Source organism: Bifidobacterium sp. SKU (genome assembly GCF_026016405.1).
Lineage (GTDB): Bacteria > Actinomycetota > Actinomycetes > Actinomycetales > Bifidobacteriaceae > Bifidobacterium > Bifidobacterium bifidum.
The window spans coordinates 1,600,809-1,625,167 of record NZ_CP092890.1; the positions used below are offsets into that span (position 1 = coordinate 1,600,809).

Below are 24,359 nucleotides of genomic sequence, written 5' to 3' on the forward strand. Positions count from 1 at the left end.
ACCACGCGCACACGCCCGCGCGGAGGCCGGGCGCGGCATGCGCAACGGGAGCGGGACGCGACAGACGGTACAGGCGGAACGGAGCCGCAATGCCTCCCAGGACTCCTGCCGTATACGGAGATGTTGGGGGCATTTTCTCGTGCCGGCGGCCCGATGCGACGGCATCGATTATCATGTCGCTTTTGAAACATCCGAGGAAAGGACATATGCGTATGAGCGTCGGCATATTGAGTGCGATTCACGGACCAGCCGACGTGCATGCCCTCGACGCCGCGGAGCTTCCGGCGCTGTGCGGTGAGATCCGCACGACGCTGGTGAGGTACGGCCATGTCCACGGCGGGCACATCGGATCGAACCTCGGCATGGTCGAGGCCACTGTCGCCCTGCACCGCGTATTCGACTCGCCTCGCGACCGCATCGTATTCGACGTGTCGCATCAAAGCTACGTGCATAAGATGCTGACAGGCCGCGCCGCCGCGTATCTCGACCCGGCGCATCATGACTCGGTGACGGGTTTCACCAATCCCGCCGAATCCGCCCATGACCAGTTCGTGCTCGGGCACACCGGCACGTCGATTTCCCTGGCGTGCGGCCTGGCGAAGAGCCGTGACCTGACGGGCGGCATGGACGGCGGCAGCGGCATACGCAATGTGATCGCCGTGATCGGCGATGGCTCGCTCAGTTCCGCCATCGCGTTCGAGGGGCTGAACAACGCCGCCGAACAGGGCGGCAACCTCATCATCATCGTGAACGACAACGAGATGTCGATCGCGGAGGATCACGGCGGCATGTACGGCACGCTCGCCCGTCTGCGCGCTACCGGCGGCAAGGGTGGGCCGAACCTGTTCATGGCGTTCGGACTGGACTACCGGTATGTCGAGGCCGGCAATGACGTGTTCGCTCTGATCGAGGCGTTCGAACAGGTCAAGGACACCGATCATCCGGTCGTCGTGCACATCCACACGCGCAAGGGTCTGGGATTGCCGCCCGCCAAGGAATCCGCGGAAGCCCGCGACTCCGGGATTCCCATGGAGGGTGACGCCGCGGTCGCCGCCGAGGACTCGATGGTCTTCGAAGGACGACATGAAGCGAACCATTGGCAGGATCCCGACAGCACGACCGGGCGGCCTTTGGGAGCGCGCAAGCATTACGGGAGCATGGCGATGGCGGCATTGGAACCGCGGTTCGCCACGGAACCTGGACTGGTGGTCATCTCCCCCGCGACGCCGGGCTCGAACGGCATCACCCGCGCGTTCCGGGAACGGGCCGGACGGCACTACGTCGATACCGGCATCGCCGAAGAGCACGCCGTGGCGTTCGCCTCGGGCATCGCACGGGCCGGCGGACGACCGGTGCTGGCCACTTCCGCGACGTTCTTCCAGCGCACGTTCGACCAGTTGCAGCAGGAGCTGTCGCTGAACGGCACCCCAGTGACGCTGCTCGACTTCGGCGGCGGACTGTCCGGAGCCGACAACACGCATTCGGGCGCATTCGACATCGCCATGTTCGGCAACATCCCCGGGCTGACCTGCCTGGCACCGACCAGCGGCCGCGCGTTCCTCGACATGCTCGCCTGGTCGACGAGCCAGAGCAACACCTCTCCGGTCGTCATCCGGGTGCCGGGCGACACGATTCTCAACCGGGAGCGCTCGGGCGACTTGCCCGGCGACGCGCAGTACGTCACGGACATGGGCTCCGCGGACGATACGTGCAGTAATGCGTGCAGCGAAAAGACCACGGCCGATGGAACAGCCACCTGCCCGTGGTCCCGTTACCGCACGATTCGCCGCGGCACGACTGTGGCGGTCCTGGCATTGGGCAACACGCTGCCGTTGGGATGGCGCGTGGTCGAGGCTCTGGCTTCGGATGTCCGGCATCCCCTTGATGCCACACTGATCGATCCGCAGCAGTTCTCCACGCTGGATGCCGCGACGCTGACCGAGCTGACCGGGCGCCACCGCATCATCGTGACGCTGGAGGATGGACAGCTCGAAGGCGGCTGGGGAGACAAGGTCACCGCCTTCTACGCCAATGCCGGGCTGCGCGACATGTGCGTGCTGAATTTCGGCGCGGCGAAGGAGTTCACCGATCGCGTGCCGCTCGACGCGCTCAACGAGCGTTATGGCATGACCGTCGGCAACATCACCGCGCGCATCCGCAGCGAGAGCCGAGGCTGAAAGCCGCGCTTATCAGGCCCCGTCAGGCCCACAAGGACGTCGAAAAGGAACAGAAAGCCCGTTGGAACCTTATTGATTCCAACGGGCTTCACCGTGACCCCGGACGGGCTCGAACCGTCGACCTTGAGATTAGAAGTCACATGCTCTATCCAGCTGAGCTACGGGGCCGAACAACGAAAGAACAGTGTACCATCACCGCGGCACGTTCAGGGATATGTGTCCGCGGACGGCGCGGCAAGTCATATCCGCCGCCCCCTCACCAGTGGCCGGGAACCACTGCGCCGCAGTCGGGGCAGCATCCGTCGGGTCCGATGCGGTCGGACAGTATCGCGTACCAGTCGCGCACGATCAGGCTCGCCCCGCACGCCGGGCAGAATGTGGTGTCCGCTCCAGCAGCGCGTAGGCGAGGGCGGCGACAGAACCGGAGTACACGTATCCGGCATGCGGCACAATCACCGCCTTCGGAGCCCCCTGCGGCAGACGCGGTGCGAGGGACGACACCAGTCTGCGCGCATGGTTCATCTGCCGGTCAATCATGGCCTGCAGTTCGCCGGCGTTGGCCGGATAGAACGCGCCGGCTACGGCGGCCGGGCGGACGGTGCCGGCCTCCTTGCCGGAATCGGAAACAACCATCATCATGACGCCTCCTCACATCTATCTCCATCGTAGCCTCGCGCGGCGTCAACGGCTACGGGGACGTGGCCGGCCCTGCACGACTCCCCGCACGAGCCGCGGACGGAACCGGCATCTCCTGTTGCGTCGCTAAGTGCGCGCCGAGACGACGAGTACGCGCACATAGGAACGCAAATGATCCTGTTTGCGTATCAAAGTGCGCACGGTCGTCGTTTCGGCGCGCACTTAGGGACGCAAACCGGCCGACAACGTCGCGCAGGCCGCGCGCGAACACCGCATGGCGGCCAAGCCTCCACCCCTGCAAGGCCCTAATGCGGCCAAATACGCCGAACTGCGCTGATTTTCGATGATGATTCAGCGTGTCTCCTCGCAACGTTACTATCAGACTATGGGGAATGACACAGGACGAATGCCGGCCGCGGCGAACGACGGCTCGGGCGGCAGTACGGCCGGCGGCAGCCCGGACGCCGCCGCTCCCTATGCCACACCCTCTTTCGCGCACGGCATCGTTCCGTTCGACCATGAGATCTCATCGAACCAGCATCTGACGTTCTCATACGCCGAGCAATCATTCGCCTCAGCGAACATCCCGTGGGATCCGGATCATGACGCGCTGCATCTCAAGGAGCGCGGCATGTTCACCAACACCGCGCTGATCATCTCCGACCAATGCCCGTTCACCATCAAATGCGCGACGTTCGACGGCGATGTCAAGGCACCCATCAGCGAACGCATCGAACTGAGCGGCTCCATGATCGGACAGCTCAATGACGCCATGACGTTCCTGAACGGGCACAACAGACGCGACGACGGCCGCCAATGCCCGCCGGACGCGCTGCGCGAGGCGCTGGTCAACGCCGTGCTGCATCGCGACTACGCATTCCCCGGCCCGACTCTGGTCAACATCTTCCCAAGCCGCGTCGAGATCGTGTCACTGGGTGGGCTGATGGACGGCATCGAGATCAACGACCTGCTCAACGGCATCAGCCAGCCGAGGAACCCCCGGCTGGCCGAACTGTTCACCAGACTGGGATTCAGCGAGAATTACGGCACCGGGATCCGCCGCATCATGGAGGAATACGACGAGGCCTCCGACAACCCGCAGATCCGCGTGGGCACGTCCTCGGTGGTGATGGTGCTGCCGTTGCCGTCGCAGCCGTCGCCGGGTGGATCGCGCACGCGCGGCGACGCCACAAAGGGCGGCTCCGCACAAGGCGCCGACGGGCACGACGCCGCCCAAGGCCACGCGAAGATGTACGCATTCCCCACCATCATGACGACGGCCACCAGCGATCCGACCGTGGCTCTGGCCGGCACACGCGTCATCGGGTGCGTCCCCGTGCGCCTGTCGGACGGGTCGGCGCTGCGCACGTCGCCGCTCATCGCGCCGAGACGCATCACATCCCCCGCGGCAACCGCCCAACTGCCGCCGAACGCCGGACAGACGCTCGAAGAAGTGACCCTGCACTGCATCGCACAGGCCGGCGTGCCGTTGAGCCGCCAGCAGATAGCCGACAATCTCGGCGCGACCAAGAACCAGATGACATACGTGCTGCATCATCTGGTCGAGCAGGGACGGGTCCTCAAACGCGGCAGATCCCGGGCCACACGCTACAGCATGCCCTGACGCGGGCGCCGGCGGAGACTCCCCCACCGAAAATTCAATTTCCGTTCATCTGCTCTCCAACCGCAGGCAGTCATCCCCTCAACTCGGCACAGTAGTCTCAAGGCTGGTTCCGAAACAAGGAGATAGTACCGTGCAATCCTCGGTGGGCGTTCGCGAACGCATCGATCATGTGTATCCTTCCCTGCGTCCGGCGGAACAGGCGGTCGCACGATACGTGCGTTCCCACCTTGACGAGGCCGCGGGGCTGACGGTCGGCCAGCTCGCAGAAATCTCCCGGGTCAGTCAGCCCACCGTCATCCGTTTCGCCCGCAAACTGGGCTTCGGCGGATACCGTGAGCTGCGATACGTGCTGCGGCACCCGCAGGAGGAACGCTCGGTGACCTTCGACCCGCTCGAAGGCTTCGACCTCAATCCGTGGGACAATCCCGACGACGTGCCGGGCAAGGCCATGACCCGGGCGAAGACGCTCATCGACGAGCTGCATTCGGCCATGGACGGCAAGGCGCTGCACAAGGCGACGACGCTGCTGGCGCAATCGAGGATGATCGACATCTACGGCGTGGAGAACTCCATGTCTCCGGCGCTCGACCTGTGCACCAAACTCACTTATCTGGGACTGCAATGCCGGTTCAACGCCGACACCTACCTGCAGCAGATCGGCGCGGGGCATCTGACGAAGGACGACACGGCCATCGCGTTCTCTCACTCCGGCAGCTCCGCCGACACCGTGAAAGCGCTGCAACTCGCCAAATCCGCCGGCGCGCACACCATCGCTGTCACCAACAACACCGGCACCCCGCTGGCCAACTGGGCCGACGTGACGCTGCTCACCGGTCGCGGCGACATGGCGATTTACGGCAACGCCATCTTCTCGCGCGTGGCGCACAGCATCACCGTCGACATGCTGTACATGAGCGTGATCCTCAGCGATTACGGCCGATTCTCCACCGAGCTCGACCGTTCCGGCCGCATAATCGCCGACCGCGAGTTCCGCGGCTGACCGCCATCATCCGCATATCCGCAAGGTTCCATGAAGGCTCGCGTGGGGCTCCGTGACGCCCAGCCCATTCCACCCCCCCCCGCAAACTACAGAACTACGTGCATCAGCCGTAATCGAACTCGTTGTCCACTCTCCTTTCCCCCAACTTTCCACCAGATCGGAATCCGGCCGCCCCGCGGGAGCCGATGATGGAATCACGGCGAGAAGTTCGTCCGTGACACAACTGAACACCGGACGGGATGCCATAGGCATCACACGCAATGGTGCCGCATCAGGCGGCGCGACGGAAGACAAACGACGAAATATGCTCGACTCAGCCGACGGTGTTACCGTAGACCTGCGCTTGCAGGTCCTTGCGAGAGGTCTCCAATTTGGTGATTTCGCCGAGCAGTTCCAGTTTTTCCGAGCCTTCGGGCATGCCGGCCATGCGCCGGCGCGCCGCGGCGATGCGCCGCATGTATCCCATGTCCAGAAGACGGGCCAACAGTTCGGCGGCGTACCGGGTCTCGGCGGGGCTCGCCGGACGCAGCTGCACGGCCGCCGCATTGGCAGCGCCCGGCACGCCGGATCCGGCGACGGCCCGATCCTGATCTGACGGAGGCAGGGGCAGCTGCAGCACCGCGAGCTCATTGATCACCGTCGTCAGCGTCAATCCGCCGGCCTTGTTGAGATTATGCATCCACAACCCCTGCGGCGCATCATCCGGCGGCAATCCGCCCGCGGCCTGAATGGCGAGGAACAACGCGCGGAACACCGGGGCGACGAACGAGTCCTCGTTGAGCGACGCGAACATCGTGCGGTTGATGGCACGAGGAATCTGAATCAGCGTGGCCATGAACTGCTGCTCGCAGATGAACACCGCATCGTCGATGCGGAAATACGACTGCTCTGTGGCAGCTCGATGCTCCAACGCCCGGCGTTCGGCCGGATTCGCATACGGATTCGAGCCGGGCTCGACACGAGGCTGGCCTGCGCCCTCGCCGTTGCCCGCGCCGAAACGACGCCGGAGCGAATAGGCGTCCTCGTCGCGCACATGCAGCTGGCCGTGCGCCGAACGCACCTCGCGCTGCATGATGTCCAGATCCACCCCGATGCGGCGCGTCGCCTTGCGCGCATACAGGTCACGCTGCGAACGATCGCGAATCTGGGCGATGAGCGGCGCCACAGCCTTCACCGCGCCCATCTGCCCGGTGGCATACGTGGTGTTGAACCGGCCAATCGCGGCATCGATCACAAAATCATACAACGGCTTCGCATGCTCGATCAGCGAGCGCACCGCCTGATCGCCACGGTTGATGCGCAGATCGCACGGGTCGAGATTGTCGTCGGCAACGGCGACGAACGTCTGCGACAGGAACGCCGAATCCAATCCGAACGCGTGCAGCGCGGCCTTCTGCCCCGCGGCATCGCCATCGAACGTGAACACGATGCGCGAGCTCAATGCCTGCCCGGGAACGTTCAGCGGGCCGACCAGCTGCACCGCGCCCAGCGAATCATCGGCGACCAGCCGCCGCACGATCTTCGCGTGCTCGGCGCCGAACGCCGTGCCGCAGGTCGCCACCGCCGTATCGATGCCGGCCAGATGCATCGCCATGACATCGGTGTAACCTTCGACGATGACGACCTGACGCTTCTTCACGATGGACGACTTCGCCAAGTCGATGCCGTACAGCACCTGCGTCTTACGGTACAGCTGGGTGTCCGGCGTGTTGATGTACTTCGCGGCGATCTGATCGTCGTCATACAGCTTGCGCGCGCCAAAGCCGAGCGTACGCCCGGTCGAATCACGAATCGGCCATGTGGCGCGGCCGCGGAAATAGTCGTACACGCCGCGCTGTCCCTGCCTCGCAAGCCCGGCGTCAAGCATCTCCTGCTGCGTGAACCCCTTGGACGCAAGATAGCGAACCAGATTGTCCCACCCCTGAGGCGCGTACCCGCAGCCGAAACGCTCGCAGTCCGCCCGGCTGAAATTGCGTCCGCCGAGCAGCTTGCGCGCGGCCAGAGCCTCCTTGCTCATGATCTGCGACATGAAAAAACGCTGAGCCTCCTCGTTGGCCTCGATCAGCCTGGCCCGCTTCGACCCGGAATGCTCGGTGCGCCCACCGGAATTCTCGTAATGCAGCTCGATATGGTATTTGTCGGCGAGAAGCTCCACCGCCTCGCGGAAATCGATGTTCTCCTGATGCTCAACGTAGCCGAACACGTCGCCGCCGAGACCGCAGCCGAAACAATGCCACACGCCCAGCGCAGGCCGCACGGAGAAACTCGGCGTCTTCTCGTCATGGAACGGGCACAGGCCGACGAACGTGCCGGTGCCGGAAGGCCGCAGCGTCACGCTCGCGGACACGATGTCGTACAGGTCCGCGGCGGCGCGCACCTTCTCCACGTCTTCCTTCAGAATCATTCCAGCCATAGCCCACCAGTCTAACGTCAGCCGTGCCTGAGGCCGCCGCGGCCGTCACAGGATCGAATGCAACGCAAGGGCGGAGCTGTCGGTGAGGGAGGCCACCTGGTCGACCGCGACGCGCAGGCGCTCGCCGTCGTTCGTCGCCTCGTCCCAATCCTGCAGGAGCACGGCCTCAAGCGCACTGGAGGGGCGCGGAGAATCGGCCATGAGCACGTCGATGAGATCGTTGATGATCTGGCGTTCCTCCTGGTGGAACGGCTCGTGCTCGCGAGGAGCCATCACGAAGTACACGGCGATGCCCTTGAGCGCCACGATTTCGTAGCTGGTCTCCTCGGGGATCACCACGTTCGCCGAATACCGGGTCAGAGGCCCGTCGCCGTACGTGTCGCGGGTCGCGTTCTCCACCGACCATGCGAAGCGTCCGATCAGGTCCGAGGTGATGTTCTTCAGTTGCGCCAGCGCCTGGCGCGACCCGTCGAAGTGGTCGGGGAACATGCGCAGCCGCCGCAGCCTTCCGAACGCCCGCTCCAGCTCGTCGGCATCCCATTTCGAGCCGTACCATGAGCGCGTCGCCTCGATGATGCGGCCGATCATTCGCGGGTCGGCGAGCACCAGTGGGTTGAACGCGCCGGTCGCTATGGCGTCCTCGACGTCGTGGACGCTGTAGGCTATGTCGTCGGACAGGTCCATGACCTGGCATTCCATGGGTTTGCGGGCTTCGGGAGCGCCTGTCTTCAGCCAGCGGAACACGTCCTCGTCATCCGGGTACACGCAGAACTTCACGCCGCGGCCACCGTCGTACTTGGCCGCTTCGGCGAGGGTCCACGGGTATTTGACGGCCGCGTCCAGCGAAGCCCTGGTCAGGTTCACGCCGGCCGACCGGCCGTCGGAGTGGAAGACCTTCGGCTCCAGCCGGGTGAGCAGGCGCAGCGTCTGCGCGTTGCCTTCGAATCCGCCGATGTCGGCGGCGATGTCGGCGAGCGCCCGTTCGCCGTTATGACCGAACGGCGGGTGGCCAAGATCATGGCACAGGCACGCGCAATCGACCACATCCGGGTCGCATCCGAGCATGGCTCCGACCTGACGTCCGATCTGGGCGACCTCAAGCGTGTGGGTGAGCCTGGTGCGGGCGAAATCGTCGGTGCCCGCCACGAGGATCTGCGTCTTCGCGCCGAGCCTGCGCAGCGCCGACGAGTGCACGACACGGGCGCGGTCGCGCTCGAAGGCAGTGCGCGATTTCGACTTCGGCGGCTCGCCCGCCCAGCGCTGCTCGTCGAATGCGGTGTACCCCTCCCCTGCTGGTATGCGTTCGCCGCTGTCCTCGGATTTCATGGGACCTCCCTTGCCGTCGCCACGTTCCGGTATCCAGTTTAGCAAAGGGTTCCTTGGACGGAGCCGGTCACGCCGTCCTCGCAATGCGTGCAATGTGCGCGACGCGCGGCGGGTCTACAGCAGGCTCGCCGGATCGAGCTTGGCGAGGTCCGCGGCGGGCAGCACGTCGGCGGCATGCAGGTAGAGCCTCGGGATGCGATTGCGCAGACAGGTGAACACCTCGTAGCTAATCGTGTCGGCGGCGCGCGCCCAGTCGTCGGCGGTCGGCTCGCCGTATTGCTCACCGCGACCGGGTCCGAACAACTCCACGGTGTCGCCCTCATGGACGCCAAGCTCGGCGGCCGACCCGTGCAGGTCGACGATGAACTGGTCCATGCACACGCGACCGCACACGTGCAGCAGGCGCGGGCCGGCGCTGGTCATCACACGCACGGGACCGCCGGCCTTCTCGACATGCTTGGCGCCCTGCATGTCGAAGCCGGACGCGGAACGGTGGATGCCGTCGGCGTAGCCGAGGGGCACGATGGCGGTGCTGGTGTTGTCGGGCGTCAGGTACGTGCGACCGTATGAGACGCCGTGCCCGGCCTCCACGTCCTTGACCGTACCGAGCTGCGCCTGCAATGTCATGGCGGGCTTCAGATGCCAGTCACGCGGCGTGCCCATCGCCGGGTCGGGCTCGTAGCCGTACAGGCCGATGCCCGGACGGGTCAGTTCGAAATGAATCTCGGGACGGTTGAGCGTGGCCGCGGTGTTTGCCAGATGGCGTATTTCGGGCGCGATGCCCGCGGCTTCCATGCGACGGGTGAATTCCGTGAACGATTCGATCTGCCGGTCGGTGGAGGCGACGAATTCAGGCACATCCGGCGAGTCGGCGACCGCCAGATGGCTCCACTGGCCGACGATGTGCAGCACGCCCTCATGCGCAAGCGGCACCAGCTTGGCAAGGGCCGCGTCGAATCCGGCCGGCGTGAAGCCGTTGCGGCCGAAGCCGGAGTCGACCTTGACATGCACGCGTGCGGGTTTGCCGAGCCGGCGCGCGGCGTCGGCGAGCGCGTCGATGCCCGCCAGCGAGCCGACGGAGATATCGATGTCGTTGTCGATCAGCTCGTCGAACGGCACATCCATGCCGTTGTACACCCATGTCAGAATGCGGCAGCGGTCCGGGCCGATGCCGAGTTTGCGCAGCAGCAGCGCCTCATGCGATTGCGCGGTGCCCAGCCAGGTCGCGCCGCCCGCGAGCGCCGCCAGCGCGGCCGGCAGCAGACCGTGCCCGTAGGCGTCCGCCTTGACCACGCCCATCACCGCCGTGCCGGAATGCGGGCCGCCCACCACATCGACCAAGTGGGCCATGTTGTCCCTCAACGTGGCCAGGTCGACGATCGCCTGCGCGGGGTACCGGCGTCGCGCCGCCCGGTAGTTGGCTTCGCCAGCCGGGGATGAAAACTGCAATTCGGATGCTGCGTTCAAAGTCATGGCTCTTATTGTGGCGCGGCATGATGACGAATGCCGGAGCGCGTCGCATGACGGCACGAATCCGACCTCAGCCGGCAGTGGCGTTGTCCGGCGCATTGCCGTATGCTATACGACGCATATTCGCGGCGTCCGCGGTCGACCGCCGCCGCATCAGATTCCCGGCGTTGAGGCGTGCCGGGGTCCCGGAACGCCGTCCGGTACAGCCCAATCCATTCCATACATTGAGAGAAGACCATGGATCTGTTTCGCAAGAAATCGGTGGATCAGCTTGTCGCCGAATCCACCCCGCTCAAACGCACGATGCACACGTTCGACCTGACGATGCTGGGCATCGGAGCGATCATCGGCACCGGCATCTTCGTACTCACCGGCAAGGGCGCGCTGACCGCCGGCCCGGCGTTGATGGTGTCGTTCCTGCTGGCCGCGGTCTGCTGCGGCTTCGCCGGCCTGTGCTATGCCGAATTCGCGTCGATGGCACCGGTTTCCGGCTCGGCATACTCGTACGCCTATCTCGCGTTCGGGGAACTGATCGCGTTCGTGATCGGCTGGGACCTGATTCTGGAGTACGCGCTGCAGGCGGCCACGGTGTCCGCCGGATGGAGCGGCTATTTCAACAAGCTGCTCGAAGGGTTCGGACTGCATCTGCCGGTCGAGCTGACCGCCGCGTACGGCACCAACCCCAATACGACCACATACTTCAATCTTCCCGGTTTCGTGATCGTGCTGCTCATCACCTGGGTGCTGTCGATCGGCATCAACCAGACGAAGAAGGCCAACGACATCATGGTGCTCATCAAGCTCGCGATCATCGTGTTGTTCATCGTGTGCGTCATCTGGTATGTCAACCCGTCCAACTGGAAGCCGTTCGCGCCGTACGGCATCTACCAGTTCCAGCCCGGTTCGACGCAGCCGTATGGCATCGTGCCGGCCGCGTCGATCGTGTTCTTCAGCTTCATCGGCTTCGACGCGGTGTCGTCGTCGGCCGAGGAGACCGTCAACCCGAACAGGACGCTGCCGCGTGGCATCCTGTATTCGCTGGTCATCTCCACGATCCTGTACATCGTGATGACGCTCATCATGACCGGTGTGGTGCCGTATGAGCAGTTCGCGCAGTTCATCGACGCGCCGGTGGCCAGCGTGATCCTGAAGACCGGCATGAACTGGCTGGCGGTGATCGTCAACCTCGGCGCGCTGATCGGCATGACCACGGTGATGCTGGTGCAGCTGTACGGCCAGTCGCGCATCTGCTACGCGATGAGCCGTGACGGCCTGTTCCCGAAGTTCTTCGGCGACGTGCATGACAAGTACCGCACCCCGTTCAAGGGGACGTGGTTCTTCGGACTGTTGACCGCGTTTGCGGGCGGCTTCATCAACATCAACGTGCTGTTCGAGCTGGTGAACATCGGTACGCTGTCCGCATTCATCATTGTGTCGGCCGGCGTGATGTGGATGCGCAGGACCCAGCCGGACGCGCATCGCGGGTTCCGCGCTCCGGGCGTGCCGTTCACACCGATTCTGGCAATCGCATTCTGCATGGTGCTGATCGCCGGTCTCAATTGGGAGACCTGGGTGCGGTTCGCGGTCTGGTTCGGCCTGGGACTGATCGTCTACTTCGCCTACGGCCGCAAGCGCTCCAAGCTGAACGCATCCGACGCGGAATAACGTGCTCCCGCTGGCAGGGGCTGTCGCGAAGCAACTGGGGGTGGTCTTCACGGCCAGTAGTGCATCAGACCACCCTCGGTCTCGCTGCGCGCGACAGCTCCCGCCAGCGGGAGCATGTTCGGCGACTGAGGAGCAACGCAGGCGACGCGCCGTTGTTTCGTGCCGGGCGTTACCACTCGTGACGCTGATATGCGATCCTTGTCGTATCGGTGGGCCGGTCAAGCAGCTGTATCAGGCCGCAGCGGGCGAATCCGCTGGTTTCGAGGACGTGCTGCATGGCCTTGTTGTTGGGGTGGGTGTCGGCGCGGACGTTGCCGTAATGCTTGAGGGCCCAGGCGATGCAGTCGCGGGCGGCGTGCTTGACGAGGCCGGAGGACGCGATGCGGTGGATGGTGACGTAGGAATCGTCGTCGAGCCAGGCGCCGTCGATGTGATGGTAGGTGGGGTCTTCGCCGGGGCATAGCGCGAATTGCGCGAGGATGCGCTCGTGTCCGCCCACTTCGTCGACGAGCAGCATGGCGCGTCGCTGCGCGATGTCGTCGCGTACGACGTCGTCTTTGGGGAAGGTGTCGCCCCATTGGGTGGGGTTGCCGTTGCGTGCCATCAGCTCGCGGGCGCGCGCGTAGTTCTTCTGCATGTGCGGGTAGTCGCGCATGGTCGCGTGTCGGAATCGCCGCTGGGAAGCACTGTCAGTCACCGGTCACCTCATGTTCGTGTGTTGGACAACTGGCCGTAAGGCTATCATGGGCACTCGTCCGATTGGAGTGCATGTGCCGTTTACCGGGAGTCGTTATGATGAGGGCGGATGACATTCATCGAAGGAGAGCAAGCGATGAGTACGTATACGGTCTCGCTGGAACCGGCGTCGGAGGATGACCTTGCGCTGTTCGCGCAGTGGTGGAACAACTGCAAGATTGCGGACGGATGCCGCAAGGAGGTGGATCCGCTGCCGGTGGAGGACAACATCGAGCGTTTCCGCATCTGGTGCCATGAGGAGTCGGATTCCGGTTTCGGGTATGCGATTCGCAATCAGGAGGGGCTGTGCGTCGGCTGCATCAGCGCCTGGGGTATTGCCGATCCCGAGCGTGACGCGACGCTGTCGATCATGGTTGGACCGTACTATCAGGGGCATGGGTATGGCAGCCAGGCGCTGACGATCGCGCTGCACCGGCTGCATGACATGCGAGTGGCCACGATCACGGTGCGTGTGGCGGCTCATAACCTTCGCGCCCGTCACATGTTCGCGGAACGTGGCTTCCGGGAGATCGACCGAATGCAGCATGCGATCGAGCGCGACGGCAAGCCGTTGGACATCATCGTGATGCGGGCGAGCGCCGAGGATGCAGTGAAGACGCTGTGGCAGGATAATCCGTATGATGATTCGGTCCAGCTGATTCCGCGGCGCAACATCTTCCGCGTGGAATAGTCGACGCATGAGGTAGTGACGAAACAACGATGAGGGCGGCACCGGTCCGATACCGATGCCGCCCTCATCCCATAACCCGGGCCAATGCCGGGAATACGGCTGTGTCGGCCAGTCCCAGCCTCAGACGACTTTGCGCTCGAACGGGTCGGAGCTGATGCCCTTGGCGAGGATGTCCTTGCACCACTCCTTGGCGGTGAACAGGCTGTGGTCACGGTAGTTGCCGCAGCTTTCGACGGTCGTGGCGGGAATGTCGTCCCACGTGGCCTTGTATGCGATGAATTCCAGCGATTCCTTGAGGGCGCGGGCCACATCCTCGGTGGAGTGCGTGCCCCAGGTCAGCAGGTGGAAGCCGGTGCGGCAGCCGAACGGAGAGCAGTCGATGTAGCCGGGGATGCGTTCGCGCAGCAGCACGGCGATGGTGTGCTCGATGGTGTGCAGGCCTGCGGTCGGAATCGCGTTCTCGTTGGGCTGTACCAGACGCAGGTCATAGTTGGAGATCACGTCGCCGTTGGGGCCGGTCTCTGTGTCGATGTAACGCACGTACGGCGCCTTGACCTTCGTGTGATCCAGCTGGAAACTTTCGACAATCGGCTTTTCTTCTGCCATCGCAGACTCCTTTTGCTCGATATGACGCCGGCGCGTACAACCGTTAGCCGGCATTCCATCGACCATTGTCTCACTATCGCGCGCGTCTCGCCGCATTCTTGGCTATAGGCGTTCCTCATATACGGCATATACGGCACACGAGGCGAGTCCGGTGCGATGTAACGGCGCTGTCAATCGTCGAAGCCGGCGATGGCCTCCATGAATCGCTTGCCGTATTTGGCCAGCTTGCTGTCACCCACGCCGTTGACGGCGAGGAACTGCGCGTCGGTGATGGGACGGAGACGGGCCATGTCGCGCAGCGTGCGATCGTTGAACACCATGTATGGGGGTAGGCTGTTCTCGCGGGCGATGGACAGACGCAGTTCGCGCAGTTTCTGGAACAACGTCTCGTTCTCGTCGTCGGGGGCGTACGAGCCCAATGCCGGGCCGTCCGACGCCGCGGATTTCGAACTGGAATCGGTCCGTGACGTCACGCCCGTTCCGGCGCCGGCGGCCTTGCGCTCGACCCGTTTGATCTCATATCGGAATTCGGGCGCGACCGTTTCCGCCGCGCGCTGCCCGAAGCCGACGATCGGCAGCCGCCCTTCGGCGATGGAGAGGAATCCGTCGGTGGCCATCTGGCTGAGCACGTCGCGGATTCGGGCTTCGGGCGCATCGTGCAGACGACCGTAGCTCGGGCACCTGTCAAGATGCCGCGCGATGAGGTCCTTTGCCTTGGAGCCGCGCAGTATCGCCACGATTTTCCCCGAGCCGAGGCCTTGGCGCACGGGGCCGCACGTCGGTCGCCCCTGATCGTCGTAATCGTACATGGCATCGTGCACGCATCGGCTGATTGACCGCGCGATGTCGGTCACGTCAAGGGTTTCGAACGTGCTGTCGCAATTCGTGCAACCGCCCGTGCATGTGCCGGTTCTTGACGTGTTCTCGCCGAAGTAGCGGGTCATGTAGACGTGCAGGCAGTCGGTGGTACGGCAGTAGCCGATCATGCCGTCCAGCAGACGGCGCTTGCTCATGCGCACGGTCTCGCGCTCTTCCGGGGTCAGCCGTTCGTTGTCGTTGTCCATGTCGAGCAGGCGCCGACGGGTGACGATGTCGGATTCGTTCCACAGCAGCGTGCATCGGCTCGGCTCCCCGTCTCGGCCGGCGCGACCGGCTTCCTGATAGTATGCCTCGATGCTTTCCGGCATGTTGTGGTGGATGACGTAGCGGACGTTCGACTTGTCGATGCCCATGCCGAACGCATTGGTGGCGACGACTACCGGCACGGCGTCGGTGACGAAGTCGCGTTGCGCCTGGTTGCGTACGTCGGCCGGCATTCCGCCGTGGTAGGCGACCGCGACGGGGCCATCGCGCATGACGGAGTCTGCCGCATTGCCGCCCGCCGCTCCGCGCAACGCCGGCACGGTGTGGTTGAGGGCCGCGGCGAGTGCCTCCGTCTCCTTGCGCGTGGCGCAGTAGACGATGCCGGATTCGTCCGGATGCTCGGCTACGTATCGTGCGACCCATGCCGCCTTGTATTTGGTCTCGATCTTGAGCACATCGAAGTACAGGTTCTCCCGGTCGAATCCGGTGACGGTGACTTGCGGGGCGTTGAGCCCCAGGATACCGATGATGTCGCGGCGGACGCGCTCGGTGGCGGTGGCGGTGAACGCGGCTACGGTCGGCCGGGCCGGCAGGCCGGCGATGAACTCGCCGATGCCGAGGTACGACGAACGGAAATCCTGTCCCCATTGCGACACGCAGTGGGCTTCGTCGACGGCCACCAGCGAGATCGGCACGCGTGTGGCGAAGTTGCGGAACCGTTCGGTTTCCAGTCGTTCGGGGGCCACATACAGCAGTTTGATGTCGCCTTGCGCGGCCTGCGCCAGCACCATGGCCTGCTCGTCGCCGCCCTGGGTGGTGTTGACGTATGCGGCCGGGATGCCGGCGTCGTTGAGCGCGTCTACCTGGTCGCGCATCAGGGAGATCAGCGGGGAGATGACGATGGTGACGCCGGGCAGCAACGTGGCCGGAATCTGGTAGCACACGGATTTTCCAGCGCCGGTCGGCATCACGCCGAGCACGTCGCGCCCGGCGAGGATCGCGTCGACGAGCCCTGACTGCCCCGGTCGGAACGAGTCATAGCCGAAATACCGTTTGAGCGCCCCCAGCGCCGCCACCTGATCTGTCATGCCTCCCAACATTACCGCATTCCGGCCACCGCTCCTTCGAGTACAGCGTCGGGGCTGCCTCTCTCCCCTTCTCTTTCCTTCTCCGTCGTCCCAAAAGCGTCGTTAAGTGCGCGCCGAAACGACAAGTGCGCGCACTTATGGACGCAAACCGGGCCTTGCATGCATGCCCGTCGGCGTGCCGCCGAATCAGATGGCGGCGAAGGCCTGCTCCAGGTCGGCGATCAGGTCGTCGGCGCCTTCGATGCCGACGGACAGGCGCACCAGGTTCGCGGGCACCTCCAGCGTGGTGCCGGCCACTGAGGCGTGGGTCATCGCGCCCGGGTGCTCGATCAGGCTCTCCACTCCGCCCAGTGACTCGGCGAGCGTGAAGATCTGCGTGGCGCCGGCGAACCGCTTGGCCGCCTCGAAACCGGCCGTGAGCTGCACGGAAATCATGCCGCCGAAGCCGCCGTGCATCTGACGGGCGGCAATCTCGTGACCCGGGTGGGATTCCAGTCCCGGGTACCACACGCGCTCCACTTCCGGACGGGTTTCCAGCCATTGCGCGATCTTCAGCGCGTTTTCGCTGTGGCGCTGCACTCGCACGGCCAGGGTCTTCAGACCGCGGATGTCCAGCCACGAGTCGAACGGGGATGGCACCGCGCCGGCGGCGTTCTGCAGGAACGCGACCGCGTCGCGGGTTTCTTCGTCGTTGAGCACGATCGCGCCGCCGACCACATCGGAATGCCCGCCGATGTACTTGGTGGTCGAATACACGACCGCGTCGGCACCGTCGTCGAGCGGATGCTGCAGCACCGGGGAAGCGAACGTGTTGTCCACCACGACCTTGGTGCCGTGCCGATGCGCGACGTCGGCAGTCGCGGCGATGTCGGTGATGTTAAGCAGCGGGTTGGAGGGCGTCTCCACCCAGATGTACCTGTATTGCTTGGCTTCAAGCGCGGCGGCGACGGCGGCCGTGTCGGTGATGTCGACCACGTCGAGCCCGATGCCCCACGGCACGAACACCTTGGCGAGCAGACGGTAGGTGCCGCCGTACACGTCGTTGCCGAGCAGGATGTTGTCGCCCGGCTTCAGCGTGGCCCGCAGCAGCACGTCAATCGCGGCAAGTCCGGAAGAGAAGCTCAGCGCGTATTTCGCGCCTTCGACGGCGGCGAGCTGCGCGTCGAAGCTGTTTCGCGTGGGGTTGACGGACCGGCTGTAATCGTAGCCGTTACGCAGTCCGCCCACACCGTCCTGCTTGAACGTGGAGGTCATGTAGATCGGCGTGACGACGGCGCCGGTGGTCGGGTCGGGCTCCTGACCGGCGTGGATGGCACGGGTGGCGAGCGTGGTGTTGGCGAGGGCTGCGGCGTTGGTGGAGATGGTGATGGTCATGATGGTTGTTTCCTTATATTGCAGTTTGCTGTATTGATTCGATATTGAAATATTGAAGTTCGGGTTCGCGGACGCGGTTCAGGAGGGGCTTTGGCCGGGCCTTACAGGTACTGTTCGGCAAGTGACGGCCTGGAGGTCCGCTCGACGATGTCGCCATAGCCGTTCTCGCGCATCCAGTCGTCGTTGAAGATCTTTTCCAGATAGCTGCGGCCGGAGTCCGGCAGCAGCACGACGACTACCTGATTGCTGTCCAGATCGTGCTCACGCGCGTATTTCAGGGCGCTGACGACGGCCATGCCGGACGAGCCGCCGACGAGCAGTCCTTCCTCCGCGGCCAGGCGACGTGTCATCTCGAACGCCTCGCGATCGGTGACCTGCACGATATCGTCGGTGATGTTCCGGTCGAACGCCTTCGGGTAGAAGTCCTCCCCCACGCCTTCGATGTCGTATTGGTGCACGTCGCTCGGGTCGGAGTAGATGGAGCCTTCCGGATCGGAGCCCACGACCGTGACCGCGCCGTCAGAAACCTCCTTGAGGTATTTGCCGGTGCCTGAGATCGTGCCGCCGGTGCCGATGCCGGCCACGAAATGCGTGACCTTGTGGTCGGTGGCTTCCCAGATCTCGGGGCCGGTGGTGTAGTAGTGGCTCAACGGTCCGTTGGGGTTGTCGTACTGGTTCGGGCGGAATCCTCCGGGAATCGTGTTGGCAAGGCGCTCGGCGACCTGATAGTAGGAGCGCGGGTCGTCGGGGCCCGCATCGGTGGGGGTGACGACGACTTCGGCGCCGTATGCGCGCAGCACGGCACGCTTGGATTCGGAGACTTTGTCTGGCAGCGTGAAGATCGTACGGTAGCCGCGCTGCTGTGCGACGAGCGCGAGCCCGACGCCGGTGTTGCCGGAGGTCGGTTCGACTATCACACCGCCGGGCTTGAGTTGTCCGGAGCGTTCGGCGGCGTCGATGATGCGCTCCGCGATGCGGTCCTTGGAGGATCCACCGGGATTGAAATACTCCACTTTGACGGCGATGGTCGCCTTGATGCCGTCAGTGACGTGATGAAGCTTTACGAGTGGCGTGTTGCCGATGAGTTCGGAAAGACTGTTGTGAATGGTCATCGTGGATCCTGTTTCCTTCTGCGTTTCGATTGGTGCGTTATTCGGTTTCGTATACCGGGCAGATGGGTTGAACGCAGTTGAAACAGGTGGATGGTGATCGTCGATGATGGTGTTGGTCTTTGCCGTCCCGTTGTATGACCTGCTACAGATATTGTTGTGCCAATCATGCGACATCGGGGAATCATCAAGAATGAACCGTATTTCAAGTATGCGTCGTCAACCGTTCGCCCGCAGGCGTCGGTCAGCGACAACAACATGAAAGATACGTCATGCCTGACATAGTATCAGCATCTCAGAAAGACACGCGACAGCGCATCCACAATGTGATATCAGATGACTGCCGTCATTGCGCTAGCCCATAAATTGCATAGCGGCGTGAGTGGACCCATCGAATGTCATTTCGACGAATCCACTCACGTACCGGCTAGTCTTTCACCTGTTCGTACACTTGCGCAGGTGTCAGCTCTGATGGAAGCTCATCCCCCGAATCTACGTTGACTCGCTCAAATACCGGCTGCCATGCATCAGAAGCGTTACCATGTTGAGACCGCAAAACGTTCCACGATTGTTGCGTATCGTCGGTCACTCGGTATACGCCGGCAGTCGCACCGGTCACATAGTACTGAGATGACTGTTCTCCAGGCAAATCGGTCGGCGTAAGAAACAACATGACCACGTCACCGGTCTGCAGCAGAGTCTCCGCGCTCCCCTGCTCCGCGGAACCAGTCTGACGTACAATAATGCTGCCACTGTTGACGGTTCCCTTAAGCGTCTGCGAGACCTTCACGTCAAGTAACGTGAAATCAGTAATATCATCAATATCCCGAATCACGGAAGTTCTCGATATTTCTCCGGTAATAATCAGGGGACTATCGTCCTCAAGTTCTACCATGGATTCATAAATGCGTACCCGCGACTGAGAAGCATCCGGCTTGGGAACATTAGATTGTGCCGCTGTCTGACCGCAACCCGCGCACGTAAACATCAACACTACCAACCCCATAAGGGTCGTTAGCCATCTAATCCTTGAAATCTTCTTCATCGTGTCACCTCAATATCTACTGTTAATACCTTTGATATCATCTGACGTGAGATATCTGACACCATTGTTGTAAGCGTCAGATGCACTCTTGTACATCACTGTATTGATCGTAGAATGCCCCAATCCCCAACAATGAGAAAACTCATGAAGCCAAAGCACTCTCATGCGGGCAACCGGGTAAGATGACTTCATATAATAGGTATTTACACGCGAAACCGCGTCTTTAGTATACCCGGACGCTAAAAATGTATAGGCCGATTGTCCTTCCCACCCATTCTTGCCGAAATTCTGAGAAGTTGCCTGCCAAACCATCCGCGTTCCGGTCGAGAATCCAACTTTCGTTGCTGAATTAATATTGGAGACAGCCTGCTTGGCCGAAGTCAAGTAATTGCCTTTCACCGTGGCCATAAGCATTACAACCTGGTTCTTATTGAGCCAATGACTCTTGCTATAAGAATAGGCACTCGCGACTGGCACCATGCTCATCAAAAATAAGAATGACAATAGCGTTGATACTAAACTTATTGGCCACTTCCTGCAGCGTTGCAGCTTAGACATCTTCGCACCTTTCTGATAAGAACGGAAAGTTACAGAGACAAGATTTATATCCGTGAAGTAGCAACACAGCAACCTATGCTGTTATTAATTTATAATACTCGATTTATAAGAAGAAAGCAAAAACATACACAAGAAGGGCCCCCGGGGGTTGTTGGCCTCGTCCGGGGGTCCTTGTCGTGTGGTGCGGCGGCGTGCTACTCTCCCACACCCTGTCGGGTGCAGTACCATCGCCGTGCCAGGTCTTAGCTTCCGGGTTCGGAATGGGACCGGGCGTCTCTCCTGGGCCATGGCCGCCGCAAATCTTGGGTTATCGGCCGGGAAACAGGGGTTTCCCGCCGGCGTGTGGCGGTTCGGGGACCGGACAATGGACGCGGTTGCTGTTGACTGATCGTGCGCGTGTGAGGACCGTGCTCCCTGTGCGCCTTCGCGGGGCCCTGCCGGGTCCTGCGCCACACGCCTCCCGGGCGTGTGGATGTGGGTTGCCTCTCGACCATTAGTACCGGTCGGCTCCACCCCTCGCGGGGCTTCCACGTCCGGCCTATCGACCACGTGTTCTGCATGGGGTCTTCAGCGGCTCGGGGCCGCATGGAATCCTTATCTTGGAGAAGGCTTCCCGCTTAGATGCTTTCAGCGGTTATCCCTTCCGAACGTAGCCAACCGGCCGCGCCACTGGCGTGACGACCGGCATACCAGAGGTTCGTCCACCCAGGTCCTCTCGTACTATGGGCAGGCCTCCTCAAGATTCCAACGAGCGCAGAGGATAGAGACCAAACTGTCTCACGACGTTCTGAACCCAGCTCGCGTGCCGCTTTGATCGGCGAACAGCCGAACCCTTGGGACCTGCTCCAGCCCCAGGATGCGACGAGCCGACATCGAGGTGCCAAACCATCCCGTCGATATGGACTCTTGGGAATGATCAGCCTGTTATCCCCGGGGTACCTTTTATCCGTTGAGCGATGCCGCGCCCGTGCGCCGGCACCGGATCACTATCTCCGACTTTCGTCCCTGCTCGATCCGTCGATCTCGCAGTCAAGCCCGCTTGTGCGATTACACTCGACACCCGATTGCCAACCGGGCCGAGCGGACCTTTGAGCGCCTCCGTTACTCTTTGGGAGGCAACCGCCCCAGTTGAACTACCCGCCAGGCACTGTCCCTGAACAGGATGACTGTTCGAGGTTAGACATCAAACGAGAACAGAGCGGTATTTCACCTTGCGGCTCCGCGGATGCTGGCGCACCCGCCTCGAAGCCTCCCGCCTATGCTACACAATCCGCGCCTAATGCCAATACCAAGGTATAGTAAAGGTCCCGGGGTCTTTTCGTCCTTCTGCGCTTAACGAGCATCTTTACTCGTACTGCAATTTCGCCGAGCTCCTGGTCGAGACAGTGGGGAAGTCGTTACGCCATTCGTGCAGGTCGGAACTTACCCGACAAGGAATTTCGCTACCTTAGGATGGTTATAGTTACCACCGCCGTTTACCGGGGCTTGAATTCACCGCTTCGCAGAAAGCTGACGGATCCTCTTAACCTTCCGGCACCGGGCAGGCGTCAGAGCGTATACAGCGGCTTGCGCCTTCGCACGCTCCTGTGTTTTTGGTAAACAGTCGCTACCCCCTGGCCTGTGCCACCCCCCGCCGCTCATCACCGCAGGGGGTCTCCCTTATGCCGAAGGCACGGGAGCAATTTGCCGAGTTCCTTGACCAGGATTCGCTCGATCGCTTTGGTATTCTCTACCTGACCACCAGTGTCGGTTTGGGGTACGGGCGGCAACGCGCCTGACGCCGAAGCTTTTCTCGGCACCACGGATCACCGGATTCGGGCCGTAAGGCCCCCATCATCACGCCTCGCCCCGACGCCCCGCGGATTTGCCTGCGGGACGGGCTCGAACGCTTGACCACGGAAAACCACCTCCGCGGCCGGCTGCCCTGATGCGTCACTCCTGCGCTGACCTACTACGAGGGGGGATCCCAACGCGCCCGCGCCGCGACCCCCCGAAAGGGGAGACGGCACGGACCCGGAGGTTAGCGCCCCAGGCCTCGGTTGTTTCGGTTCGCTGCCGGTACGGGAATATCAGCCCGTTCATCCATTCGACTACGCCTGTCGGCCTCGCCTTAGGACCCGACTCACCCGGGGACGACGAACGTGGCCCCGGAACCCTTGGTCATCCAGCGGGCGGGATTCGCACCCGCCTCTCGCTACTCATGTCTGCATTCTCACTCCCCAACGGTCCACGGCAGGCTTGCGCCGCCGCTTCGCCCCGATGGGGACGCTCTCCTACCCAGCATCCAAACGGACGCTGCCGCGTCTTCGGTGGCGTGCTTGAGCCCCGCTACATTGTCGGCGCGGAACCACTAGACCAGTGAGCTGTTACGCACTCTTTCAAGGGTGGCTGCTTCTGAGCCAACCTCCTGGCTGTCTATGCGACTCCACATCCTTTCCCACTTAGCACGCGCTTGGGGACCTTAGACGACGATCTGGGCTGTCTCCCTTTCGACGACGGAGCTTATCCCCCGCCGACTCACTGCCGGGATACGCGTCACGGGTATTCGGAGTTTGGCTGCTGTCGGTACCCGATACGGGCCCTCAAGCATCCAGTAGCTCTACCCCCCGGACGTAATCCCCGACGCTGCACCTAAATGCATTTCGGAGAGAACCAGCTATCACGGAATTTGATTGGCCTTTCACCCCTAACCCCAAGTCATCCCCCCGGTTTTCAACCCAGGTGGGTTCGGTCCTCCACGCGGTCTTACCCGCGCTTCAACCTGCTCAGGGCTAGATCATCCCGCTTCGGGTCCAGGACACGCGACTCAAACGCCTTTTGAGACTCGCCTTCGCTACGCGTACCCCACACGGGTTACGCTCGCCACGTGCCACTGACTCGCAGACTCATTTTTCGATAGGCACGCCGTCACCCCGAAAGGCTCCGACGGTTTGTAAGCGCACGGTTTCAGAGACTGTTTCACTCCCCTCCCGGGGTGCTTTTCACCTTTCCCTCACGGTACTAGTTCGCTATCGGTCAGACAGGTATATCTAGGCTTACCCCACGGTCGGGGCGGATTCACACGGGATTCCACGAGTCCCGCGCTACTTGGGAGACACGATCCGGAGACGACGCGCGTTCGGCTACGGGGCCATCACCCTCTGCGGCCCGGCATTCAATCCGGTTCGCCTCACACGCCGTTTTATCACTCCGGCCGGGCCCGCCAGGACCCGGACACACGCTCCCTCAACACCACGCGCGCAACGGCTGGCGCCTGTCACACGCGCGCGGTTTGGCCTGATCCGCTTTCGCTCGCCACTACTCACGGAACATCCTTTCCTGCAGGTACTGAGATGTTTCACTTCCCTGCGTACCCCCCGCGCGAACGCGGTGCCGGCCCATGACGGCCGGCGGGTTCCCCCATTCGGAAATCCTCGGATCAAAGCCCTGCTGGCGGCTCCCCGAGGCATATCGCAGCCTCAAACGTCCTTCATCGGTACTGTCTGCCAAGGCATCCACCATACGCCCTTGCAAGCAACCCGCACGACCCATCCGGGAACGGCGGGAAACCGCAAGCCCACGGCAAAAACTCCGCTGGCAACACAAATCATCACACAAATGATCACACACAAAACGATCAAACACCAGACTCCGAAGAGTCCGGCGAAATCAACAGCAGAAGACACCCCCGAAAAGGGCGTCCCCTGCTCGCGTCCACTATCCAGTTCTCAAACCACCACGCACCCGCACGCGAGCCCACCCACCCCACCAGGGGACGGG

Annotated in this window: 16 protein-coding genes, 1 tRNA gene and 2 rRNA genes; 5 read left to right on the plus strand and 14 right to left on the minus strand. The window is 62.8% G+C overall.

Annotation, left to right across the window (positions count from 1 at the left end):
- Positions 1-212 precede the first annotated feature (212 nt).
- The gene (locus MMB49_RS06870) at positions 213-2,177 is read left to right on the plus strand and encodes a 1-deoxy-D-xylulose-5-phosphate synthase (protein WP_047270922.1); all 1,965 of its coding nucleotides are present in this window, start codon (positions 213-215) and stop codon (positions 2,175-2,177) included.
- A 94-nt stretch (positions 2,178-2,271) separates the two neighbouring features.
- Here the strand turns inward: MMB49_RS06870 and MMB49_RS06875 are convergent.
- Positions 2,272-2,345: transfer RNA gene (locus tag MMB49_RS06875), tRNA-Arg, on the minus strand.
- A 180-nt stretch (positions 2,346-2,525) separates the two neighbouring features.
- The gene (gene amrB, locus MMB49_RS06880; RefSeq protein ID WP_003813955.1) at positions 2,526-2,816 is read right to left on the minus strand and encodes an AmmeMemoRadiSam system protein B; all 291 of its coding nucleotides are present in this window, start codon (positions 2,814-2,816) and stop codon (positions 2,526-2,528) included.
- Between the two features lie 403 nt (positions 2,817-3,219).
- Between amrB and MMB49_RS06885 the strand changes: the two genes are divergently transcribed.
- Positions 3,220-4,437 (plus strand): ATP-binding protein, encoded by a 1,218-nt coding sequence (locus tag MMB49_RS06885; RefSeq protein ID WP_047270661.1) that lies wholly within the window; start codon positions 3,220-3,222, stop codon positions 4,435-4,437.
- Positions 4,438-4,567: 130 nt separating this feature from the next.
- Positions 4,568-5,437, plus strand: a complete 870-nt coding sequence (locus MMB49_RS06890) for a MurR/RpiR family transcriptional regulator (RefSeq protein ID WP_047270662.1) — start codon at positions 4,568-4,570, stop codon at positions 5,435-5,437.
- A gap of 313 nt (positions 5,438-5,750) precedes the next feature.
- Here MMB49_RS06890 and dnaG read toward each other — a convergent pair whose 3' ends face one another.
- The 3 genes from dnaG to alr all read right to left on the minus strand — a co-directional run bounded on the left by dnaG (position 5,751) and on the right by alr (position 10,649).
- The gene (gene dnaG / locus MMB49_RS06895; RefSeq protein WP_047270664.1) at positions 5,751-7,850 is read right to left on the minus strand and encodes a DNA primase; all 2,100 of its coding nucleotides are present in this window, start codon (positions 7,848-7,850) and stop codon (positions 5,751-5,753) included.
- 45 nt (positions 7,851-7,895) lie between these two features.
- Positions 7,896-9,176, minus strand: coding sequence for a deoxyguanosinetriphosphate triphosphohydrolase (locus MMB49_RS06900; protein WP_022173884.1), 1,281 nt, complete (start codon positions 9,174-9,176; stop codon positions 7,896-7,898).
- A 114-nt stretch (positions 9,177-9,290) separates the two neighbouring features.
- Positions 9,291-10,649: an alanine racemase gene (gene alr, locus MMB49_RS06905; RefSeq protein WP_003817919.1), complete on the minus strand. Its 1,359-nt coding sequence runs from the start codon at positions 10,647-10,649 to the stop codon at positions 9,291-9,293.
- Between the two features lie 234 nt (positions 10,650-10,883).
- On the opposite strand from alr, the gene MMB49_RS06910 reads away from it, so the two are divergent.
- A complete protein-coding gene (locus MMB49_RS06910) occupies positions 10,884-12,311 on the plus strand; it encodes an APC family permease (protein ID WP_265086104.1) in 1,428 nt (475 codons plus the stop codon).
- Between the two features lie 169 nt (positions 12,312-12,480).
- On the opposite strand, the gene MMB49_RS06915 is transcribed toward MMB49_RS06910, so the two are convergent.
- Positions 12,481-12,966, minus strand: coding sequence for a hypothetical protein (locus tag MMB49_RS06915; protein ID WP_003817915.1), 486 nt, complete (start codon positions 12,964-12,966; stop codon positions 12,481-12,483).
- A gap of 177 nt (positions 12,967-13,143) precedes the next feature.
- Between MMB49_RS06915 and MMB49_RS06920 the strand changes: the two genes are divergently transcribed.
- A complete protein-coding gene (locus MMB49_RS06920; RefSeq protein WP_022173885.1) occupies positions 13,144-13,737 on the plus strand; it encodes a GNAT family N-acetyltransferase in 594 nt (197 codons plus the stop codon).
- 120 nt (positions 13,738-13,857) lie between these two features.
- On the opposite strand, the gene MMB49_RS06925 is transcribed toward MMB49_RS06920, so the two are convergent.
- The 8 genes from MMB49_RS06925 to MMB49_RS06960 all read right to left on the minus strand — a co-directional run bounded on the left by MMB49_RS06925 (position 13,858) and on the right by MMB49_RS06960 (position 24,121).
- A complete protein-coding gene (locus tag MMB49_RS06925; RefSeq protein ID WP_014760494.1) occupies positions 13,858-14,343 on the minus strand; it encodes an S-ribosylhomocysteine lyase in 486 nt (161 codons plus the stop codon).
- Positions 14,344-14,513: 170 nt separating this feature from the next.
- On the minus strand, positions 14,514-16,514 hold the full coding sequence (locus MMB49_RS06930; RefSeq protein WP_047270670.1) for a RecQ family ATP-dependent DNA helicase: 2,001 nt from the start codon (positions 16,512-16,514) through the stop codon (positions 14,514-14,516).
- Between the two features lie 186 nt (positions 16,515-16,700).
- The gene (locus MMB49_RS06935) at positions 16,701-17,888 is read right to left on the minus strand and encodes a cystathionine gamma-synthase (protein ID WP_047270672.1); all 1,188 of its coding nucleotides are present in this window, start codon (positions 17,886-17,888) and stop codon (positions 16,701-16,703) included.
- A 101-nt stretch (positions 17,889-17,989) separates the two neighbouring features.
- Positions 17,990-19,000 (minus strand): pyridoxal-phosphate dependent enzyme, encoded by a 1,011-nt coding sequence (locus MMB49_RS06940; RefSeq protein ID WP_013363729.1) that lies wholly within the window; start codon positions 18,998-19,000, stop codon positions 17,990-17,992.
- Between the two features lie 424 nt (positions 19,001-19,424).
- Positions 19,425-19,892: a hypothetical protein gene (locus MMB49_RS06945; RefSeq protein WP_021648653.1), complete on the minus strand. Its 468-nt coding sequence runs from the start codon at positions 19,890-19,892 to the stop codon at positions 19,425-19,427.
- Positions 19,893-20,051: 159 nt separating this feature from the next.
- A complete protein-coding gene (locus MMB49_RS06950; protein ID WP_080545182.1) occupies positions 20,052-20,600 on the minus strand; it encodes a matrixin family metalloprotease in 549 nt (182 codons plus the stop codon).
- A 181-nt stretch (positions 20,601-20,781) separates the two neighbouring features.
- Positions 20,782-20,898: ribosomal RNA gene (gene rrf / locus MMB49_RS06955) — 5S ribosomal RNA — on the minus strand.
- Positions 20,899-21,073: 175 nt separating this feature from the next.
- Positions 21,074-24,121 (minus strand): 23S ribosomal RNA (locus MMB49_RS06960).
- Between the last annotated feature and the right edge of the window lie 238 nt (positions 24,122-24,359).